Origin of the sequence: Yersinia vastinensis (genome assembly GCF_902726565.1) — a bacterium.
In the GTDB taxonomy this organism is placed as follows: domain Bacteria; phylum Pseudomonadota; class Gammaproteobacteria; order Enterobacterales; family Enterobacteriaceae; genus Yersinia; species Yersinia vastinensis.
This window is the reverse complement of the sequence record NZ_CACVAF010000005.1, coordinates 286,219-303,859: the sequence shown is the minus strand read 5'-3', so window position 1 is coordinate 303,859 and position 17,641 is coordinate 286,219. Positions and strand designations below refer to the sequence as shown.

Here is a 17,641-nt window from a genome sequence, read left to right as displayed (position 1 = left end):
AGCGCTTTTACATTGGTAAGAGCGCTGCGAATATAACGGAGAAGGGTATGGGTTATTGTGGTGGAGCCGTTGCCGTCTGATTTTCAGTTTCAGACTGGCGGACACGTTCACGCGGTGAGTTGGCCATTTTATCCTCACTGTCAGAACGTAAATAATCATAGGGTAGTAGCAGGGTATCCATTACCGCAGAGAATGGTAGATCCACTGCCAGCAAGGGGCGCAATGCCCAGCCGGTATTGTCATCTTTGAGCATGGCCACATTGGCTTCTGTACCTGAGTAATAACCTTGACTGCTGCTCGTGTGCGTCATAATGCTGGAGCATCCGCTAGATAAAAGTAGCGAACAGCCGGTAACAAAAGGGATAACTGTATTTCTCATTATTTTATTCAGCTCTCATCATACCGGGCGATTATCAGGCTATAGGGTCAGTATTGATAAATAGGTTATATGAACTCATTTGCTATCAGTATCAGGTTTTGTCACGATTTTCATACCCTCTTACAGACAGTTCCTATGGTCAAAGATTCAATCTTCTGGCGTAACAGCTTTTAAGTGTAAGTTATGGCAACGCATTTATCGAATTATTATATTAATAAACATCTGATTAGGATTTTTTCCTTAAATTTTTTTTGATTTTGCTCTTGAAAAGAAAAAGGTAGGACCCATTTTATTATCAGGTCAGAAAGAATACGCCGACAGGGTATTCGGACCACAAGCCTGTCCTTGGTGGAAGGCTTAATAGAAAATATGATAACACCCTTGCTAATATATTTAGGAGGCAGTCTTTATGCGTAATTCCGAGCTTGCACCACTCTATCGTTCAGCTATCGGCTTTGACCGGTTATTTAATTTATTAGAATCCGGCCAGAACCAAAGCAATGGCGGTTATCCTCCTTATAACGTCGAATTGGTCGACGAAAACAACTACCGCATTGCTATCGCGGTGGCAGGCTTTGCAGAGCAGGAACTGGACGTGTCCACACAAGATAATATGTTGATTGTTCGTGGTGCTCACGCTGGTGAACCTGCACAGAAAACCTATTTATACCAAGGTATCGCTGAACGTAATTTCGAGCGGAAATTCCAGTTGGCAGAGCATATTAAAATCAAAGGTGCCAACTTAGTGAATGGATTGCTGTATATCGATCTGGAGCGGTTAGTACCAGAAAGCTTAAAACCACGTCGTATTGAAATTAAGTAATTTGCTGAATAATGTGAGCTAGTCGCATTATTAATACGGAGTTTGGCCTGCCGTAATCGGGGGCTAACCGGTGACGAATTGAGAGTGAAAAATAATATAACGCCAGCATTTTGCGTTAGGGTTTTTTATATCGAAAATTCGTGACTGTTTATTATCTTATCTCGCTTCAAAGAAGGAGTTATATTTATGCGTAATTATGATTTGTCACCTTTGCTTCGTCAGTGGATTGGTTTTGATAAATTAGCCAGCTCAATGCAGGGCGGTCAGGATGCTCAGGGGTTCCCCCCATACAATATTGAGAAAACTGACGATAACCACTATCGCATCTCACTGGCATTGGCCGGTTTTAAACAGAGCGAACTGGATATTGAAGTTGAAGGCCCGCGTTTAACTGTTCGCGGTAAGCCAACACCAGCGGAAAAACAGGTTGAATACCTGCATCAAGGTCTGATTCGTAAAGAGTTTTCATTGACCTTCACTCTGGCTGAGCATCTGAATGTTGATAATGCTCAATTTGAGAATGGCCTGCTGCACATTGATTTGCTGCGCCAAGTGCCAGAAGCGTTGCAACCACAGCGCATTAGTATCGGCAGTGCTGCACCTCAAGAGCGCCCGGTATTAGATAATCCGGCGACAAGTGAACAGCAGTAATTATGATGACCGGCACCTCTCTCCGGGGTGCCGGTAAGATTTACCCTCTCCTTGTTGTGTCCTTTTAGCGTCATGCTTTTTATCTGTTAATTTTTTCACCGGAGAGATTCCCCGCTCTCCGGTGCATTTTGTGGTGCATCCCACATTCAACCGCCCCCCCTTCTGACAGAATCCTTACTAATTGTAAGAATTTAAGGCCATGTATGACATGAGCGATATTCCACATGGCCGACCCGTTTTTAAACTTAGGCAAGGAAGTGATTTATGAGTGCTATCGCCCTTACCGTCAGTATGTTGGCGCTGGTCGCCGTATTGGGGTTATGGATCGGTAATTGGAAAATCTATGGTGTGGGGTTAGGTATTGGCGGAGTGCTCTTTGGTGGCATTATTGTGGGCCATTTTGCACAAACATATCAGCTGGTACTCAATGGGGACATGCTGCATTTCATCCAAGAATTTGGTCTGATTCTGTTTGTTTACACTATCGGGATTCAGGTGGGACCGGGTTTCTTCTCTTCACTGCGGGTATCAGGGCTACGACTCAACTGTTTTGCCATTCTGATGGTGATTGTTGGTGGGTTAGTCACGGCAATTATCCATAAATTGTTCGCTGTGCCACTGCCTATTATTTTGGGCGTATTTTCCGGTGCAGTCACTAACACCCCAGCACTCGGGGCGGCACAGCAAATTCTCACTGATTTAGGTTCACCACCTCAATTGGTCAGCCAAATGGGGATGGGCTATGCCATGGCCTATCCATTTGGTATTTGTGGCATTTTGCTTGTGATGTGGCTGATCCGTTTATTCTTTAAAATCAACGTCGATCGTGAAGCGAAAGATTTTGATAGCAGCCACGGGCAAAACCGTGAATTGCTCCAGACCATGAACGTGGCGGTGCGTAACCCTAATTTGAATGGTTTATCCGTGCAGGATGTGCCGCTGCTCAACAGTGATGAAGTGGTCTGCTCTCGGTTAAAACGAGGAGATTTACTGATGGTGCCGTTGCCAGCCACCGTCATTGAGCTGGGGGACTATCTGCATTTAGTGGGGCAGCGTGATGCTTTGGAGAAAGTGCGGCTGGTGGTGGGGGAAGAGGTCGATGTCACATTGTCTACCGCCGGTACCACGCTGCAAACAGCCCGCGTGGTGGTCACCAACGAGGCGGTGTTGGGTAAAAAAATTCGTGACCTTAACTTGAAGCAAAAGTATGACGTGGTTATTACCCGTCTGAATCGTGCGGGCATTGAGCTGGTTGCCAGTAATAGCGCGAGTCTGCAATTCGGTGACATCCTTAATTTGGTTGGTCGCCCAGAAGCGATTGAGGCAGTCTCGGCTGTGGTTGGTAACGCACAACAGAAACTGCAACAAGTGCAAATGCTCCCGGTCTTTATCGGCGTTGGGTTGGGAGTGTTATTAGGATCCATTCCGCTCTTTATACCGGGGTTTCCGGCAGCATTGCGTTTAGGCTTGGCGGGTGGCCCGCTAGTTGTGGCATTAATTCTTGGACGTATTGGTAGTATTGGGAAGTTGTATTGGTTTATGCCACCGAGTGCCAACTTGGCGTTGCGGGAGTTGGGGATTGTGCTGTTCTTGTCCGTGGTAGGGTTGAAATCCGGCGGTGATTTTATCAATACGCTGGTAAATGGAGATGGACTGGCGTGGATTGGTTATGGCGCGATGATAACGGGGATACCATTACTGACGGTGGGTATTCTGGCGCGCATGCTGGTCAAGATGAACTATCTGACATTGTGCGGCATGCTCGCCGGGTCAATGACCGATCCTCCGGCGCTAGCATTTGCTAATGGCTTACACCCAACCAGCGGTGCGGCGGCGCTGTCTTATGCCACCGTTTATCCGTTGGCGATGTTCTTACGAATAATGTCGCCACAGATTTTGGCGGTACTGTTTTGGACTACGATGTAGCTAACTCATCCCCTGCGGGCTCAAGTCCGCAGGGGATGTTTTAATTGCTTTCGAGAAATCACTCCGCTCCCTGAAACGCCAGCTCAATTTCTTCCGCTAAAATGGCTACCCCTTTTTCGATCTGCTCAGGTTCCGGCACATAGTTCATTCGCATACACTGGTGGGTGTGCGGCCAGTCATATCCCAGTCCGGGAAAGAAGTAGTGGCCGGGCACCATCAACACGCCACGTTTTTTCAGGCGCTGATAGAGCAACTCGGTACTGATCGGCAAATCTTTAAACCATAACCACAGGAAGATGGCCCCCTCTGGTTTGTGGATAAGACAGCGCTCAGGTGGGAGATATCGACGCAAAATAGCGATGGTCTGCTGCACCCGATCAAAATAGAAGGGACGAATCACTTCGTTGGATAGACGTAATAAATCACCGCGTTCAATCATTTCCGCGGCGATAGCTGGCCCCATGCTGCCCGGTGATAAACTGATAATGCCATTCATGTTGGTGATAGCAGAAATCACTTTCTCATCAGCAATCACAATCCCACAACGCGATCCCGGTAGGCCAAGTTTTGACAAACTCATGCACAGGATAATGTTCGGGTTCCACAGCGGTGTTGCCTCAGTAAAAATAATGCCGGGGAAGGGGACACCATAGGCATTATCAATCAATAGCGGAATATCACGCTGTTGAGCAATAGCATCAAGGCGGATTAACTCTTCATCAGTAATAACATTACCGGTCGGGTTGGTCGGCCGCGAGACACAGATAAGCCCAATATCATCGGTAATATTGAGGTGCTCGAAATCAACGTGATACTTGAATTGGCCTTCTGGCAGTAACTCAATATTAGGTTTGGCAGAGACAAATAGGTCTTCATCCAGACCCGCGTCAGCGTAACCAAGATACTCAGGTGCGAGTGGGAATAATACTCGGCGACGGCTACCATCAGCGTAGCGGCCAGCGAATAAATTAAATAAGTAGAAAAATGCACTTTGGCTACCATTTGTCAGTGCAATATTCTGTGGCTCAATTTGCCAACCTAGCTCGTCACGTAGCATTTTTGCCAGCGCTTTTAGCAGCAAATCTTTGCCTTGTGGCCCATCATAATTGCACAACGCTTCGGTCAGTTGACCGCGCTCCAGCATCTCCTGACACAGTTGCTGGAAATAAGCATCCATCTCAGGGATATGTGCCGGATTACCCCCGCCAAGCATGATTGAACCGGGGGTTCTTAGGCCGTCGTTGAGGTCGTCCATCAGTCTGGTAATACCCGCATAGCGGGTAAATTTGTCGCCGAAAAGTGAGAACTTCATAAGATGAAAATTTATTGTTATCCGTAAGTGAACAAGTACCATACTCGCAGATAAAAGCGGGTGCAATGCGGAAAGATTTCTTCCTGCCGCGTGAAAATATCGGCAGGAAGTGTTTTTGCGGAATAATGTGCTAATTCACTCTTTTTTGTCGCCAACCCAAACGACCAGCACTTTATCGCCTTGGTGTTGGCGACTAAAGGCATAATAATCAGCCGTTTGCTGGGATTGCTGCACCCCAGCACCAATGGCGGGGTGACGGGCGCGGAATTGGCTGACTTTCTGCCAATGTGCCAATAGTGCACCTTTGGCGCCGGTCAGCTCATTCCAGTTCATATCAGAACGCGTGCCCTGCAATGGGTCAGACCCCGTTGGGCCAAATTCTCGCCCACTTTCATCACCATAGAAAATTTGCACTGCTCCCGGTGCCAGCAGTAGCAGATCACCCGCCCGTTGCTGTTTCACCAAAGACTGTTGTGCATCGTCTTTAAAAAATAGCCGCGTATCATGAGATGAAATGTAACTCAATACATTGAAACCTTGCAGCTTATCCGCCATTTGTTGATAAGTACCATCAATGGATGAGAAGCACGTTAGTGCCTGTTTGGCTTGATCCTGAAAATCAAAGTTAATCATGGCATCGAAGCCATTTTGGTAGTAATCGCTCTTCATTACCCCATGACCCCAGGCTTCTCCTGTCATCCAGAACGGCAAGTCATCCAGCGCTTGATCAGGATGAGCCGCTTTCCAGGCTGCCAGTGCTGCGGTAGTTTGCTGCTTAAGCTGTTGCCAGGCGGGTTTCTCAACATGTTTGGCGGTATCAACCCGAAAACCGTCGATACCATAATCACGAACCCATTGGCTCAACCATTGTGTGAGGTAATCTCGCGGTGTGGCCCCGGGGATTTCCCGTGCTGCGGTATCCGGTTTGTGGCGGTAAAATACGGGCAGACCACTGGGTTGGGTCGATTCTGTTTTGATGTCCGGCAGGAAAGCTAACGACATGGTTAAATCGTCATAGCCGGGGGAGTCATAATCACCAATATCGGTGCGGATCCACTTCTTGCCCCACCAATTATCCCACGCGGTTTTATCACTAAAATTGATGTAATCATTAAAACTATGCCAAGTTTGTCCTTTACCGGGAGTCCAGTCTGTCCAGTTTTTACCCAAGGTTTTTTCTAACTGATCGTTTTGCAGATAAAGGGCACCAAACTGATAACTTTGCATATCGGCCAAGGTGGCGTATCCGACGTGATTCATTACCACATCAAAGAGAATGCGAATGCCGCGTTTGTGGGCTTGTTCAACCAGATTGTGCAGCTCTTTCTCGGTGCCCATATTGGCATCCAGACGTGTCCAATCCAGCCCATAATAGCCATGGTAGGCATAATGTGGGAAGTCGCCTTTGGTGCCTCCCCCAACCCAGCCGTGGATTTGCTCTAGTGGTGAGCTTATCCATAATGCATTGACGCCAAGCTGTTGCAGATAATCAAGTTTTTCCGTTAATCCAGCCAGATCCCCACCATGAAAAGTCCCGATTTCCTGCATACCATCGCCATGGCGACCATAGCTGTGGTCATTAGCTGGATTGCCATTTTTGAATCGATCCGTCAGCGCAAAATAGACGGTGGCATTCTGCCAACTGAATGGTGCGGCTTGCTGAGTTTGCGCTGATTCCAGCAGCAGTAAACCGCCACTCTCCGGGCTGGGTTGCAGTGTGATTTTTCCAAGAGAAACTTTCGCGATTTGACCGGAGTAGAACTCCCGTACCATTTCACCTTCAGAAAAAGTTTTGCTCACATTAAGGGTTACGGGTTTACCATCCCAGCGCTGACAGCTGTGTGCCACGACACTGATAGCTTCGACTACTGGCTCTTTGATATTCAAGGTGAGTGTTGGGGTGCCGCTGCGCGTATCAATGCGCACCTGATACTGACCATCGCGGAACAGTCGCCACTGAATATCGGTCTGATTCTGGCAAGGTTGCAGTGAAAACGTCTGATTCAGTTTTACAGGACCAGTGGGTTGCCAACACTGCTTATTTTGATAAAACTTGAGCGAATATTCACCTTTGGTTAGCGCACTGCTGCTGACAAAAACCCCGCTATCTTGCTCAGTAAATGCCGGGAAATGCTGTAGTGACCAGTTAGCCATCACTGCTGGTGATATAAGGAGGAGCATAGAGAGGCTGAGATGATGCTTCATGACACATCTTCCTTGGGTCTGAAAAGAGATAAAATTTTATAAAGAGCAGTGTGCCGGTTGGTGAATAAATAGCCTCATCCTTGCGCCGTTTTTACAGGGAGGAGGAGGATGGAGGAGGGAGATTTGGCCTGCAAGCAGGCCATTAGAATTATTTATTCTGTTTAGGATTTCTTTAACTTACTGCTTTTTTAACACTTGCGGGTTTACACAGTTTTCTGTGACGGTGCCGGTTAGTGCGGCAATCAAGTTATCCACGGCGCAGGCGGCCATGTTGTAGCGGGTCTCTGTAGTTGCAGATCCAATATGTGGCACGGCAACCACATTCCGCAATTTGAGTAGGGGTGAATCCACTGGCAGTGGTTCTTGCTCAAAGACATCCAGCCCGGCGGCATGAATTGTGCCATCTTGCAGGGCAGCTATCAGCGCCTGTTCATCAACCACCGGCCCACGGCCAGCATTGATCAAAATGGCGCTGGGCTTCATTTTGGCTAACTGCTCACGGCTAATCATATGATAAGTCTGCTCGGTCATCGGCAGTGTAATACAGAGAAAATCAACCTCAGCCAGTAAGGTGTCCAGTGAACAACGCCGAGCACCAAAGCGCTTTTCCGCTTCTTCATGTGGGCGACGGCTGGTGTACAGCACAGGCATATTAAAACCAAAGTGTGCGCGTTGAGCCAGCGCCATACCAATCCGGCCCATGCCGAGGATACCGATGGTTTTGTGGTGCACATCCACGCCATACCAATCCTCACCAACACTGTCTTGCCACTCGCCGGCTTTCACGCGTTCAGCCAGCTCCACGACACGGCGAGCACTCGCGAGCACCAATGCCATCATGGTGTCAGCCACCGTTTCCGTTAGTACCGTTGGTGTGTGCATCAATGCAACACCACGCTGATTTAGGGCGTCCACATCAAAATTATCATAGCCAACAGAAATGGTGGAGGCGGCACGTAAGTGCGGCGCTAATTGCAAAAAAGCATGATCAATCTTGCCACCGGAACCAATAAGCCCCTCCGCTTTTTGCAGGGCTGATAAGAGTGCGGGCTGATTCTCCGGCGATAAGCCATCAAAACTGTTTACTGTGAAATGTTGCTCTAAACGCTGGTGTAGATCGGCGGGAATACTTTTGTACAGAACAATGGAAGGCTTCATCACAAGTGCAACTCCATGACGGGGTGGGATTAAAGCCAGCATAACAGTGATCACCACGGTGGGATCAAGCGCTAATCACCCTCATAATGTTACAGCGAATGAAAAAACCAACCCGCTTTGGCCGGTTGGTTATATCGTTTTATTGAGCTTCGTTACTGATGGTGTTTTTAACTGAAAGGGTATGTGAGCGGATAGACGCGCAGCGGATCGCCGTCACAATTGCCAGTGCTGGGGCAATGGCATACAGGGCAAAAAGCCAGTGAGCTGTATTTTCTGCACCTGCGACACCTCCGGGGGCATTTAACCCGGAGAGGTTAGCCACCATCCCGGCGATGGCCGCGCCCACCGCGGTGGCAAACATCTGTACCGTGGTAATTGACGCCCCAGCGATATCTTTATCTTCTTCAGCAGCCACTTGCAGAATGCGGGTCAACAGATGTGGCCAGCCAAAACCAATACCGAACCCAACCAACGTCAGTGAGATAGCAATCGGCCCCATATGTTGCCAGCCACCCAGCGAACTCGCCGGCATCAGGATAGACAGTGCTACTATCCCTATCAGAACAATAATGGGGCCGCTGATAATCGCCCAACGAACACCTGCTTTTTTCCAACCCGCGCTGGTAACCTCAGAAATCGTCCAGCCCGCGGCCATTGTGGCCGCAATATAACCGGAAATAAGGGGTGACTGACCGTGCAGCGTTTGGAGGAAATAAGGAACGAAAATCTCGCAGGTAATGCCGATAGCCAGTAGCGAAACCGTGATATAAAGTGCTGCCAATGGGGAGTTAAGGCGCAATGCTCCCTTGGGTAGCAAACGTGAAGTTGCCCGGGATTCGATGCGCAGTAATAGGATTAGCAGCAAGGTGGCTAATACAATCCCGGCTAAATTCGTCAGACCACTGCTGGCAATGCTGCTAGCGGAAATGGTCAGCACGATCGCCGTTAATAGCACTAATTGGGTGATGGGTAACGCTGAGGTGGCTGCCGTATTGGATTTACCCGCGGGCAGGATGCGCCAAGTAAAAACGGCATAAATTAGCGTCACTGGTAGTAAAGTCCAGAAAGCAAAGCGCCAAGCGTCCATCTCTGCAAATATACCGCCAATCGCCGGACCAATAAGGGTCGCAACTCCCCACATCCCCGAAATCAGTGCCATTGCTCTTGGCCATAATGACTGCACAAATACCAGATTAATCATGGCGTAAGAGAGAGCAAACAGGAACCCCCCTCCTAAACCTTGTACCGTTCTGCCAACTAACATAAAAGGCATATTGGGAGCCATAGCACACAGAGCACTGCCCAGCATAAAGGTCAGCGAGGCAAACAAATATGCGCTACGTGCACCGTAACCGCTGAGTAACCGAGCAGAAAGCGCGGAGCCAAGAATAGAGGCGGTGACAAATAGGGTAGTATTCCAGGCGTAGAGGTTAAGGCCATTAATCTCCAGCACCACGGAAGGCAAAATAGTCGTCGCGATGTAGATATTGATGGCATGTAAAACAACACCACCCGACAGAGCTATAGCAAAAGCCGCATTTTTACCGGAGAACAAATCACTCCATCGGCTTGCATCATTCATTATCACGTTTCCATCCTGCCAGAGATCTGGTTATTGAGTTGAGATTGTTGTTGCGGTAAAGTTAAACAAGTAAATTCTTGGAATAAGTTAGGTCAGTTACTAACAATAAGTCAAGCATATGCTTGTTAAATGTTATGCTGGCAATAAATCATTAAAAATAAAAAACGCACTAACGATACTGGGGAAGATATGAATATCGATAGTTCGACTCGCCAGCCGCAGTCTGTCGCCGAACGTTTGCTGTTGTTGCTAAAGACTCGCGGCCCTTTGCAAGCCACGGATGCGGGCAAAATTCTGGGAACGACGGGAGAAGCGGCCCGACAGCAATTCGTCAAATTAGCAAAAGAAGGGCTGGTTGTTGCTGTTGCGCAGGCGAAAGGTGTTGGGCGACCTATCCAACTTTGGCAGTTGACTGATGCTGCGAACACTCGGTTTCCTGATACTCACGGCGAGTTAACAGTGCAATTATTGCGAATGGTGCGTACAAAATTAGGCGAACAAGCGCTTAATTTACTGATTGAGACTCGTGAGGATGAAACCCGTGAGCAGTATTGTTTGGCAATGGAAGGGGCCAAGAGTATTGATGAACGGGTGCAAAGGCTGGTGGCTATTCGAACGCGGGAAGGGTATATGGCAGAGAGCCAAACTCAGCCCGATGGGTCGATTTTGCTGATTGAAAATCATTGCCCTATTTGTGCGGCTGCCGCCACATGTCAGGGTTTCTGCCGAGCTGAATTGGATGTCTTTCGCCAAGCATTACAGGCACCCGTTGAGCGAACTGAACATATTCTTTCCGGCTCTCGCCGCTGCGTGTATTTAGTGTCTGTGGAATAAATAAAGCCATGTCTCGATATTCATTTCGACACATGGCGGAATAGTGGGTCTAGAGCTCATCTTTTTTATGTGAAAAACCCAGTTTGAGTTTTACTTTGGCTGACGGCTGAGTGATGACCTCGGAATACAGTTTTGTTTTGCCTTTTGCTTTCATATGTTGCGCGAAAGCCATAAAAGCCGCGGTGCTGGCTCCTCTTATTGTTCCTTCATTCTCTGGGTTAAGTACATAATTGGGGTGGCTAACTGATGCTGAAATTTCAACCGAACCTGATCCGTACCGGTTATCCTCAATATCCTCGCTGTCGGCCACAAGCAAGCTAATAATCTGGTTGTTATGTCGCACAATAACCCAGTGATTGGGTTCAAGAGGAAGGCATGCAATATCAGTTCGCATAATATCGATCAGTTCTAATCCTACTATGAGGGTTTCATCCCTAGGAGTCAGACATTGTGATGCGATACTGCATCCCGCTTGAAAGGTATTCTCTCGCTGTTCATTTCTCTCTCTGCGATACGTTTTATAAATATCACTCCATTCGCTTAGTACGGTGCGTAACTCATTAAGAGTATCCGACGTAATCGTGCTGATATCATCAATAATTTCTATCTCGAATCCAGTATCGGATGTTGTCCACTCACCATTATGTAATACGCGGGGATACGTTTCTTGATAAACAAAATTAGCTAATAATAATTCATAGGAACCCAAGGGTAATAATTGTGCTTCTGTTGCTGAAACGGTTGGGTGGGAATGACGGTTCTGTAACTGATAATTAGCTAAATTCATCTGTGTGCGATTAAATGCTTGGGTCAGTGGCCGAATAATATGGGCAGTATCTTCCTGAGTAATATTATGTGATTGGATGTTGATAATAAGCCTCTGGACGACATCAGAATGCCGCTCTATGGCGGTGACGGCTATTTGGCGATCATTGCTATTCAACGGGGGAAGCTCAATATTACCGGTATCGAGGATGCCAGTGACTACGTGGCGAAAATAATCTGTTGTCCAGGCACTTAGCTGTGAACCGAATAACAGCACAAAATCGGCCATCACCTCGGAAACCCAACGTCCACAATATGCTGTTGATGAGGGCGTTTGGCGCGGATAACGGGCGGAGAGGATATTTAGGACGGAGGTTTTACAAGCTTTTGCTGCTGCCGGTAAGGTAAGTGATTGATTATAGAGATGTGTATTAATATGCGTTAATACCAGCATCGATGAGCGCGGATCATCTACAGCAGTGCTGGCGTCATGTTCAATGGTGGGTGGTGGGGCAGTCGCTGCTATGACTAGCGTTTTTCCTGCGCCATCAGGGTGAGAAAATTCGTTTATTCCAACGAGTTTATCAAGCTGATTACAGCGCCCCTGAACCACATAATTATAAATTGCCAGCCAGGGCAAACCGATGCAACCCCCTATTCCCAACGCACCTCTTTTATCGCGATGAGCATGTTTATTAATAGCTATTATCGTTTTATTGAGTATCAAGGGAGGGATATTTTCTGGAGGCAGACCTTGGTCATTATCAGAAACTCCATTTGTAATATATAAATTCACTGAGTTTTTAGGAGAATATTGGGTGCTGATCCAAAAAGGAATATTGAGAGGTTCAGTATCGTTAGCTTCAAGGTATTGAAATTGTAAATTTTTTTTATTAAATTTAAAAAGAAAAGATAAATGCTCAGTGTTGCCATTTAATCTCATATTGATCGGGTTATGATCTCCTGTGGTATAAAAAAAGAGATTTCTGCCGATGACGATAATTTGTGGGTAATCAATGGTTCCCACGATGAAGTTACTTTTATCATTAATATTAAAATTCAGTAGAACGAGTTTGTTTATATCGTCTAATTCTGATGTATATTTACTGAACGTATTATTAATCTCTAGCTTTTGATTATTAACAATAACGCAATTTGAACCACAAAATCCCGGTGTTTCCAAAACTTTAATTTCACTGATTTGCTCTGACATACTAATTTCATCAAGTAAAGCCAAGTTAACGGACTCGGTTAAATTGTAATGATTGTTTTTTAAGCTATCATTTTTATAGACTGTGACTTGTATACCTTTAGGGATTTTTATTGAAGAAATGGGGAGAGTAAAATATTTATACTCTGGGTCATAGAGATCGATTGCTTTAGGTGCTGTTAAGCAAATAGATTGGCCTTGAAAGTTATCTTCAGTATAAAAGCAAGCAGGTAGAGACCCACGTGACATGTATTCATTAGCTTGGGAACTTATTGAATATATGATGATATACAGTAAAAGTAATTTATTCATATCGACATTCTTCCATGATTTAGATTTTCGATAAAAATTAGAACCAATCTTTGTTATTTAAAGCTCATCATGTTCAAAACCCAGTTTTGTTTTTACTCTGGCAGAGGGAGGGGAGAGAACATCAGAGTGTATAAATTTTATTCCCTTATTTTTAAGGTAACTGGCTAGCCCATGAACTGCCGCAGTACCCGCTCCCCTAATACTGCCTTCAGCCTCGGCATCTATAATAAATTTTGGCTTGGTGAGAAAGTTTGCCAAATAATAGTGCCCTTCTTGCTCCTCATCATTAATCGTGTATTTTCTTGCCTCCAACATATGAATAATACCGCCATTGATTTTAACGATAACAAACAAATATCCCGGCGTACTATTTTCGAGATGTGTCTTCAATGAATCACTAGTAATGCGTGCTGAATAAATGATTCTGTCACTTGCGGTAACCGGAACTCTGATTTTTTTCTGGTTTTTATCGTCCTCAACCAGCATCGTGCCATAGATGAGAGAATAATATTTTTCAAACCACTCATTGATAACGGCAAGGGATTCTGAGCGAAGTTCTCTCTCACTCTGTTGATTTTCCCCTGAGATAATGTCTACCTGAAATGTTAATGAGTCAGATATTTCCCATGCACCATTTCTGCGGATACGTACCGGTTCGGTACTGGCTGTATAGGAATCAAGAGACAAAATATAGTGCCCTAAAGGTAAGTTTTGTGCAGCCGAAGGTGCAGTATTTTCACCATGGGTATGTAAGTAGTATTGGGCGAGTGCACTTTCAGCATACTGGAATGCATTGGTGATCTGCTGGGTGGCCTCTGTTCGGCCCAGTTCTCGCACGCCTCTTCTAATGCCTTGGAGCAAGCGTTGCTCTGTGCCAATATCTACAACGGCATACCCTGTACTGTCTGAATCAATGGCGTTATCCAAAACTCGGCGTAAGTGTTCAATGGACCAATCACGCAAACTGTTCCCAAACAATAAAGTAAAATCAGCCAGTAAACGTGACAGCCAAGAGCCACAAGCGGGGCCTTCTATCTGACGAGGGAAGCGGCTGCTAACAAGATTCTCCAATGGAACATTACACGCGTTGGCCACCGCCGGTAGCGTTAGGCTTTGTTGATGTAATGACGGTAAATCTACGTGCGTTAATGCTAGTGTTTCTGCCTGTTCCTCTGATTTTTTCGTGGTGGCTTGAATAGGTTTTAAGACGGTAGCAGTGCCAGCGATCAGCTGCATTTTTGCTTTATCATTACCGCTGAAAAAAGATTTAATGCTGCTCCAGGCTGACTCCACCTGATTACAGCGCCCATGCACCACGACATTATAAAGCGCCAAGGGTCCGGACAGTAGACAACCTATGGCCCCGGCTGCACCGCGTTTGATTCTGGGGTGATCTCGCATTACGGTCATCAAATGATGGTTCATCATTAAGGGACCACTGAGAATATTATTATAAATAACTAGATCAGGAAATATCGTGGGATGTCGAGTTTGCTTTGTGTGGAAAATAAGCGTCGGTGAGAGTATGCCTCTTTGATGTTGACTATTTTCCATATAGTTTATTTTTAAACTAGAATTTGACACCTCAAATATGAATGAAATAAAGGTGGTATCAGGATGGAGGTCGTGAATTATTGGTTGATTTTTCACCTCGGAATTAAGAATATGTATCTGATTATCATCAACAGTAATATCAACATGATTAACCAAATTTAAATTAAAGGTGGAGTTACTGTCTATCTCAAAACTGAATAATGCAACCTTTTTGGAGTGCTCAACATCAAGTGTTGAAGAATGAAAAATATCACCTAAAGGGATAACCATTTTACTCAATATAACACATTCTTTAACACAGTTAAGAGGATAATTATTTTCGGCAATAATATCCATCTTTTCCTGATAAATACGGTCTGTCTGATAAGCACAAAATTCTTCATCTAAAAAATCATGATAATAATGAGAGCAATGAGACTCACTGTCTATTGGTGGAACAATGTAATCAAAGGCCATCTCTGTTGTGGAAAATGCGACGGAAGGTAGCAATAGAGATAAAGTATAAAGTAACGAAGTAAATTTATGATACATGATAACCTCGTATTAAATTAGAGACTATTTATGGGTGGTTTAAAATAAGAAATTTAACCCCACTATAGAGAATAGAGGCGAAATAAATCCTTCAATTATCTCTTTATTTGTTTTTTATTCTTTTCTATGTTTGAAGTGATATGTTTTATTAATGAAGGAATATGAAATGTTTAATCTAGGGTGTTTGATCTGTGGAGAATTAAACAGAACGCTGCCACTGCATTGTTAAAATCGTATTTTTAGTTTCTGCATTATAGGCTCTCTCGACGACGACAAATCCTTGCTTGCGATAAAAGTGGTAGGCTCGGCGGTTTTTTTGATACACCTCCAGTGTCAGCGCGTTATAGTGTTGCTGGATATGGTTCATCAACTTCTTACCAATGCCTTTCCCGTGGAAAGACTGCTCAACAAATAGCGCCCCCACCAATTGCTCTTCGAGAATACTGATAAATCCAACAAGCTTATTATTATCAGCGGTCGCTTCCCTATGTTCCCCCGGTTGCCAATACACCCAAGTACGCGCAGCGGGAAGATAAGTATGTCGGACTAACGGGGCGCTTTCATGCCAATATTGTTCGGCAATAAAAGGGTGAGCGGCGATAGTGCTGGTCAACCATAATTGCATCAGAGGATCGAGATCCTCTGGTTGATAAGTTCTAATCATTTCGCCGCATTATCCGGATGACAGAAACAGCTTGCCAGATGATCGTTCACCAGACCGCTAGCTTGCATAAATGCATAGCAGATAGTTGATCCAATAAACTTAAATCCACGCTTTTTCAGTGCCTTAGACATAGCATCAGAAATAGGTGTTGTGGCTGGGCATTCCGCCAGACACCACCAATGATTAATTTTTGGCTCACCCTCAACGAAACTCCAGATAAAGCGTGAAAAATCTTCTCCATTGGCTTCCATGGCTAGATAGGCTTGGGCGTTGGTAATAATGGCTTGGATTTTACCCCGATGCCGAATAATACCGCTGTCTAGCATCAATGTTTCTATCTCCTGTGGCCCCATTTTTGCCACCTGCACCGGATCAAAATGGTGAAAGCATTGGCGGTAACGCTCGCGTTTTTTCAGCACGGTTATCCATGAAAGTCCTGCTTGTTGCCCTTCCAGACACAACATTTCAAATAGCGCTTGGCTATCCGTGCGTGGGATCCCCCATTCCGTGTCGTGATAAGCGATATAGAGCGGGTCTGTCGTGACCCAGCCGCAGCGTTGTAAATCCATATTCATAACTCCAGTAGGGGACCTATCATGGGATGATCGCTGTTCGTCGGATGATTAGCAACCAACAAACCCACACTTTGGTAGTGACGCTATAGAGGAGATTTATTAGTTGGAAACTAATGAATGGTCTGTTTTATCGACAAATTCACCCTGATTCTTGCATCTTGCCGGATTCTGGCTGTATATCTTACGGTCAACGGGTATACTGACCCATTCCATTTTAATCCACTTGTATCGCGTGCGAATCCAACATGCAAAAGTTTGATACCAAGACCTTTCAGGGCCTGATCCTGACGTTACAGGACTATTGGGCGCGCCAAGGCTGCACCATTGTTCAACCACTGGACATGGAAGTCGGCGCGGGTACTTCCCACCCAATGACCTGCCTGCGCGCACTTGGCCCAGAGCCAATTGCTGCCGCTTATGTACAACCTTCACGTCGTCCGACTGATGGTCGCTATGGCGAGAACCCTAACCGCCTGCAACATTATTATCAGTTTCAGGTGATCATTAAACCTTCACCAGACAACATTCAGGAACTGTATTTAGGTTCCTTGAAAGAGCTGGGTCTGGACCCGACAATTCACGACATTCGCTTTGTCGAAGATAACTGGGAAAACCCAACATTGGGTGCCTGGGGTCTGGGTTGGGAAGTGTGGCTCAATGGTATGGAAGTGACTCAGTTCACTTACTTCCAGCAAGTGGGCGGTTTGGAATGTAAACCGGTCACCGGCGAGATCACCTATGGTCTGGAGCGTTTGGCAATGTACATTCAGGGCGTAGACAGCGTTTATGACCTGATCTGGTGCGACGGCCCACTGGGTAAAACCACCTACGGCGATATTTATCATCAGAATGAAGTGGAGCAATCCACCTATAACTTCGAATATGCCGATGTGGACTTCCTGTTCTCCTGCTTTGAGCAGTATGAGAAAGAAGCTCAGTCACTGTTGGCACTGGAAGTCCCGCTGCCGTTGCCAGCTTATGAACGCATTCTGAAAGCGGGCCATACGTTTAACCTGCTAGACGCACGTAAAGCCATCTCGGTGACCGAGCGTCAGCGCTATATTCTGCGCATTCGTACGCTGACCAAAGCTGTCGCCGAGGCTTATTACGCCTCCCGCGAGGCGTTGGGCTTCCCTATGTGCAAAAAGAATCAGAACTAA

At 46.0% G+C, this 17,641-nt stretch carries 14 protein-coding genes; 5 read left to right on the top strand and 9 right to left on the bottom strand.

All coding sequences use genetic code 11. The features are described 5' to 3' along the window. Positions 1 to 52: 52 nt before the first annotated feature. A complete protein-coding gene (locus HUZ92_RS09955; protein WP_050099372.1) occupies positions 53 to 379 on the bottom strand; it encodes a YceK/YidQ family lipoprotein in 327 nt (108 codons plus the stop codon). A gap of 409 nt (positions 380 to 788) precedes the next feature. On the opposite strand from HUZ92_RS09955, the gene ibpA reads away from it, so the two are divergent. From ibpA to HUZ92_RS09940, 3 genes are all read left to right on the top strand, one after another. Then, on the top strand, positions 789 to 1,202 hold the full coding sequence (gene ibpA, locus HUZ92_RS09950) for a small heat shock chaperone IbpA (protein WP_050099374.1): 414 nt from the start codon (positions 789 to 791) through the stop codon (positions 1,200 to 1,202). A 186-nt stretch (positions 1,203 to 1,388) separates the two neighbouring features. Next, positions 1,389 to 1,853, top strand: a complete 465-nt coding sequence (gene ibpB, locus HUZ92_RS09945) for a small heat shock chaperone IbpB (protein WP_050099375.1) — start codon at positions 1,389 to 1,391, stop codon at positions 1,851 to 1,853. A 264-nt stretch (positions 1,854 to 2,117) separates the two neighbouring features. Then, complete coding sequence (locus HUZ92_RS09940) at positions 2,118 to 3,779, top strand: putative transporter (RefSeq protein WP_050099376.1); 1,662 nt, start codon at positions 2,118 to 2,120, stop codon at positions 3,777 to 3,779. Between the two features lie 58 nt (positions 3,780 to 3,837). Here the strand turns inward: HUZ92_RS09940 and HUZ92_RS09935 are convergent, their stop codons facing one another. The 4 genes from HUZ92_RS09935 to HUZ92_RS09920 all read right to left on the bottom strand — a co-directional run bounded on the left by HUZ92_RS09935 (position 3,838) and on the right by HUZ92_RS09920 (position 10,036). Further along, complete coding sequence (locus HUZ92_RS09935) at positions 3,838 to 5,091, bottom strand: valine--pyruvate transaminase (RefSeq protein WP_050295620.1); 1,254 nt, start codon at positions 5,089 to 5,091, stop codon at positions 3,838 to 3,840. Positions 5,092 to 5,226: 135 nt separating this feature from the next. After that, a complete protein-coding gene (locus tag HUZ92_RS09930; protein WP_145579520.1) occupies positions 5,227 to 7,296 on the bottom strand; it encodes an alpha-amylase in 2,070 nt (689 codons plus the stop codon). Between the two features lie 177 nt (positions 7,297 to 7,473). After that, positions 7,474 to 8,454 carry a glyoxylate/hydroxypyruvate reductase GhrB gene (gene ghrB, locus HUZ92_RS09925; RefSeq protein WP_050099614.1) on the bottom strand — a complete coding sequence of 327 codons (981 nt, stop codon included), beginning with the start codon at positions 8,452 to 8,454 and terminating at the stop codon, positions 7,474 to 7,476. Between the two features lie 139 nt (positions 8,455 to 8,593). After that, the gene (locus HUZ92_RS09920) at positions 8,594 to 10,036 is read right to left on the bottom strand and encodes an MFS transporter (RefSeq protein ID WP_050099382.1); all 1,443 of its coding nucleotides are present in this window, start codon (positions 10,034 to 10,036) and stop codon (positions 8,594 to 8,596) included. Positions 10,037 to 10,225: 189 nt separating this feature from the next. On the opposite strand from HUZ92_RS09920, the gene HUZ92_RS09915 reads away from it, so the two are divergent. Further along, on the top strand, positions 10,226 to 10,870 hold the full coding sequence (locus HUZ92_RS09915) for a helix-turn-helix transcriptional regulator (protein ID WP_050099384.1): 645 nt from the start codon (positions 10,226 to 10,228) through the stop codon (positions 10,868 to 10,870). Between the two features lie 49 nt (positions 10,871 to 10,919). On the opposite strand, the gene HUZ92_RS09910 is transcribed toward HUZ92_RS09915, so the two are convergent. The 4 genes from HUZ92_RS09910 to HUZ92_RS09895 all read right to left on the bottom strand — a co-directional run bounded on the left by HUZ92_RS09910 (position 10,920) and on the right by HUZ92_RS09895 (position 16,475). After that, a complete protein-coding gene (locus HUZ92_RS09910) occupies positions 10,920 to 13,157 on the bottom strand; it encodes a hypothetical protein (RefSeq protein ID WP_050295627.1) in 2,238 nt (745 codons plus the stop codon). Between the two features lie 57 nt (positions 13,158 to 13,214). Continuing rightward, positions 13,215 to 15,242 (bottom strand): hypothetical protein, encoded by a 2,028-nt coding sequence (locus HUZ92_RS09905; protein WP_145579519.1) that lies wholly within the window; start codon positions 15,240 to 15,242, stop codon positions 13,215 to 13,217. Positions 15,243 to 15,441: 199 nt separating this feature from the next. Beyond that, the gene (locus tag HUZ92_RS09900) at positions 15,442 to 15,906 is read right to left on the bottom strand and encodes an N-acetyltransferase (protein ID WP_050099392.1); all 465 of its coding nucleotides are present in this window, start codon (positions 15,904 to 15,906) and stop codon (positions 15,442 to 15,444) included. Continuing rightward, positions 15,903 to 16,475 (bottom strand): DNA-3-methyladenine glycosylase I, encoded by a 573-nt coding sequence (locus HUZ92_RS09895; protein ID WP_050099394.1) that lies wholly within the window; start codon positions 16,473 to 16,475, stop codon positions 15,903 to 15,905. Before HUZ92_RS09895 ends, HUZ92_RS09900 begins: the two co-directional genes overlap by 4 nt. Positions 16,476 to 16,726: 251 nt before the next feature. On the opposite strand from HUZ92_RS09895, the gene glyQ reads away from it, so the two are divergent. Beyond that, entirely contained in the window at positions 16,727 to 17,641 is a 915-nt protein-coding gene (glyQ, locus tag HUZ92_RS09890) for a glycine--tRNA ligase subunit alpha (RefSeq protein ID WP_050099397.1), read from the top strand.

What these genes read in the sequence shown, in the direction of transcription:
- HUZ92_RS09955 (WP_050099372.1), bottom strand. Translation starts at nt 379, where the DNA reads ATGAGAAATACAGTTATCCCTTTTGTTACCGGCTGTTCGCTACTTTTA.
- ibpA (WP_050099374.1), top strand. Translation starts at nt 789, where the DNA reads ATGCGTAATTCCGAGCTTGCACCACTCTATCGTTCAGCTATCGGCTTT.
- ibpB (WP_050099375.1), top strand. Translation starts at nt 1,389, where the DNA reads ATGCGTAATTATGATTTGTCACCTTTGCTTCGTCAGTGGATTGGTTTT.
- HUZ92_RS09940 (WP_050099376.1), top strand. Translation starts at nt 2,118, where the DNA reads ATGAGTGCTATCGCCCTTACCGTCAGTATGTTGGCGCTGGTCGCCGTA.
- HUZ92_RS09935 (WP_050295620.1), bottom strand. Translation starts at nt 5,091, where the DNA reads ATGAAGTTCTCACTTTTCGGCGACAAATTTACCCGCTATGCGGGTATT.
- HUZ92_RS09930 (WP_145579520.1), bottom strand. Translation starts at nt 7,296, where the DNA reads ATGAAGCATCATCTCAGCCTCTCTATGCTCCTCCTTATATCACCAGCA.
- ghrB (WP_050099614.1), bottom strand. Translation starts at nt 8,454, where the DNA reads ATGAAGCCTTCCATTGTTCTGTACAAAAGTATTCCCGCCGATCTACAC.
- HUZ92_RS09920 (WP_050099382.1), bottom strand. Translation starts at nt 10,036, where the DNA reads ATGAATGATGCAAGCCGATGGAGTGATTTGTTCTCCGGTAAAAATGCG.
- HUZ92_RS09915 (WP_050099384.1), top strand. Translation starts at nt 10,226, where the DNA reads ATGAATATCGATAGTTCGACTCGCCAGCCGCAGTCTGTCGCCGAACGT.
- HUZ92_RS09910 (WP_050295627.1), bottom strand. Translation starts at nt 13,157, where the DNA reads ATGAATAAATTACTTTTACTGTATATCATCATATATTCAATAAGTTCC.
- HUZ92_RS09905 (WP_145579519.1), bottom strand. Translation starts at nt 15,242, where the DNA reads ATGTATCATAAATTTACTTCGTTACTTTATACTTTATCTCTATTGCTA.
- HUZ92_RS09900 (WP_050099392.1), bottom strand. Translation starts at nt 15,906, where the DNA reads ATGATTAGAACTTATCAACCAGAGGATCTCGATCCTCTGATGCAATTA.
- HUZ92_RS09895 (WP_050099394.1), bottom strand. Translation starts at nt 16,475, where the DNA reads ATGGATTTACAACGCTGCGGCTGGGTCACGACAGACCCGCTCTATATC.
- glyQ (WP_050099397.1), top strand. Translation starts at nt 16,727, where the DNA reads ATGCAAAAGTTTGATACCAAGACCTTTCAGGGCCTGATCCTGACGTTA.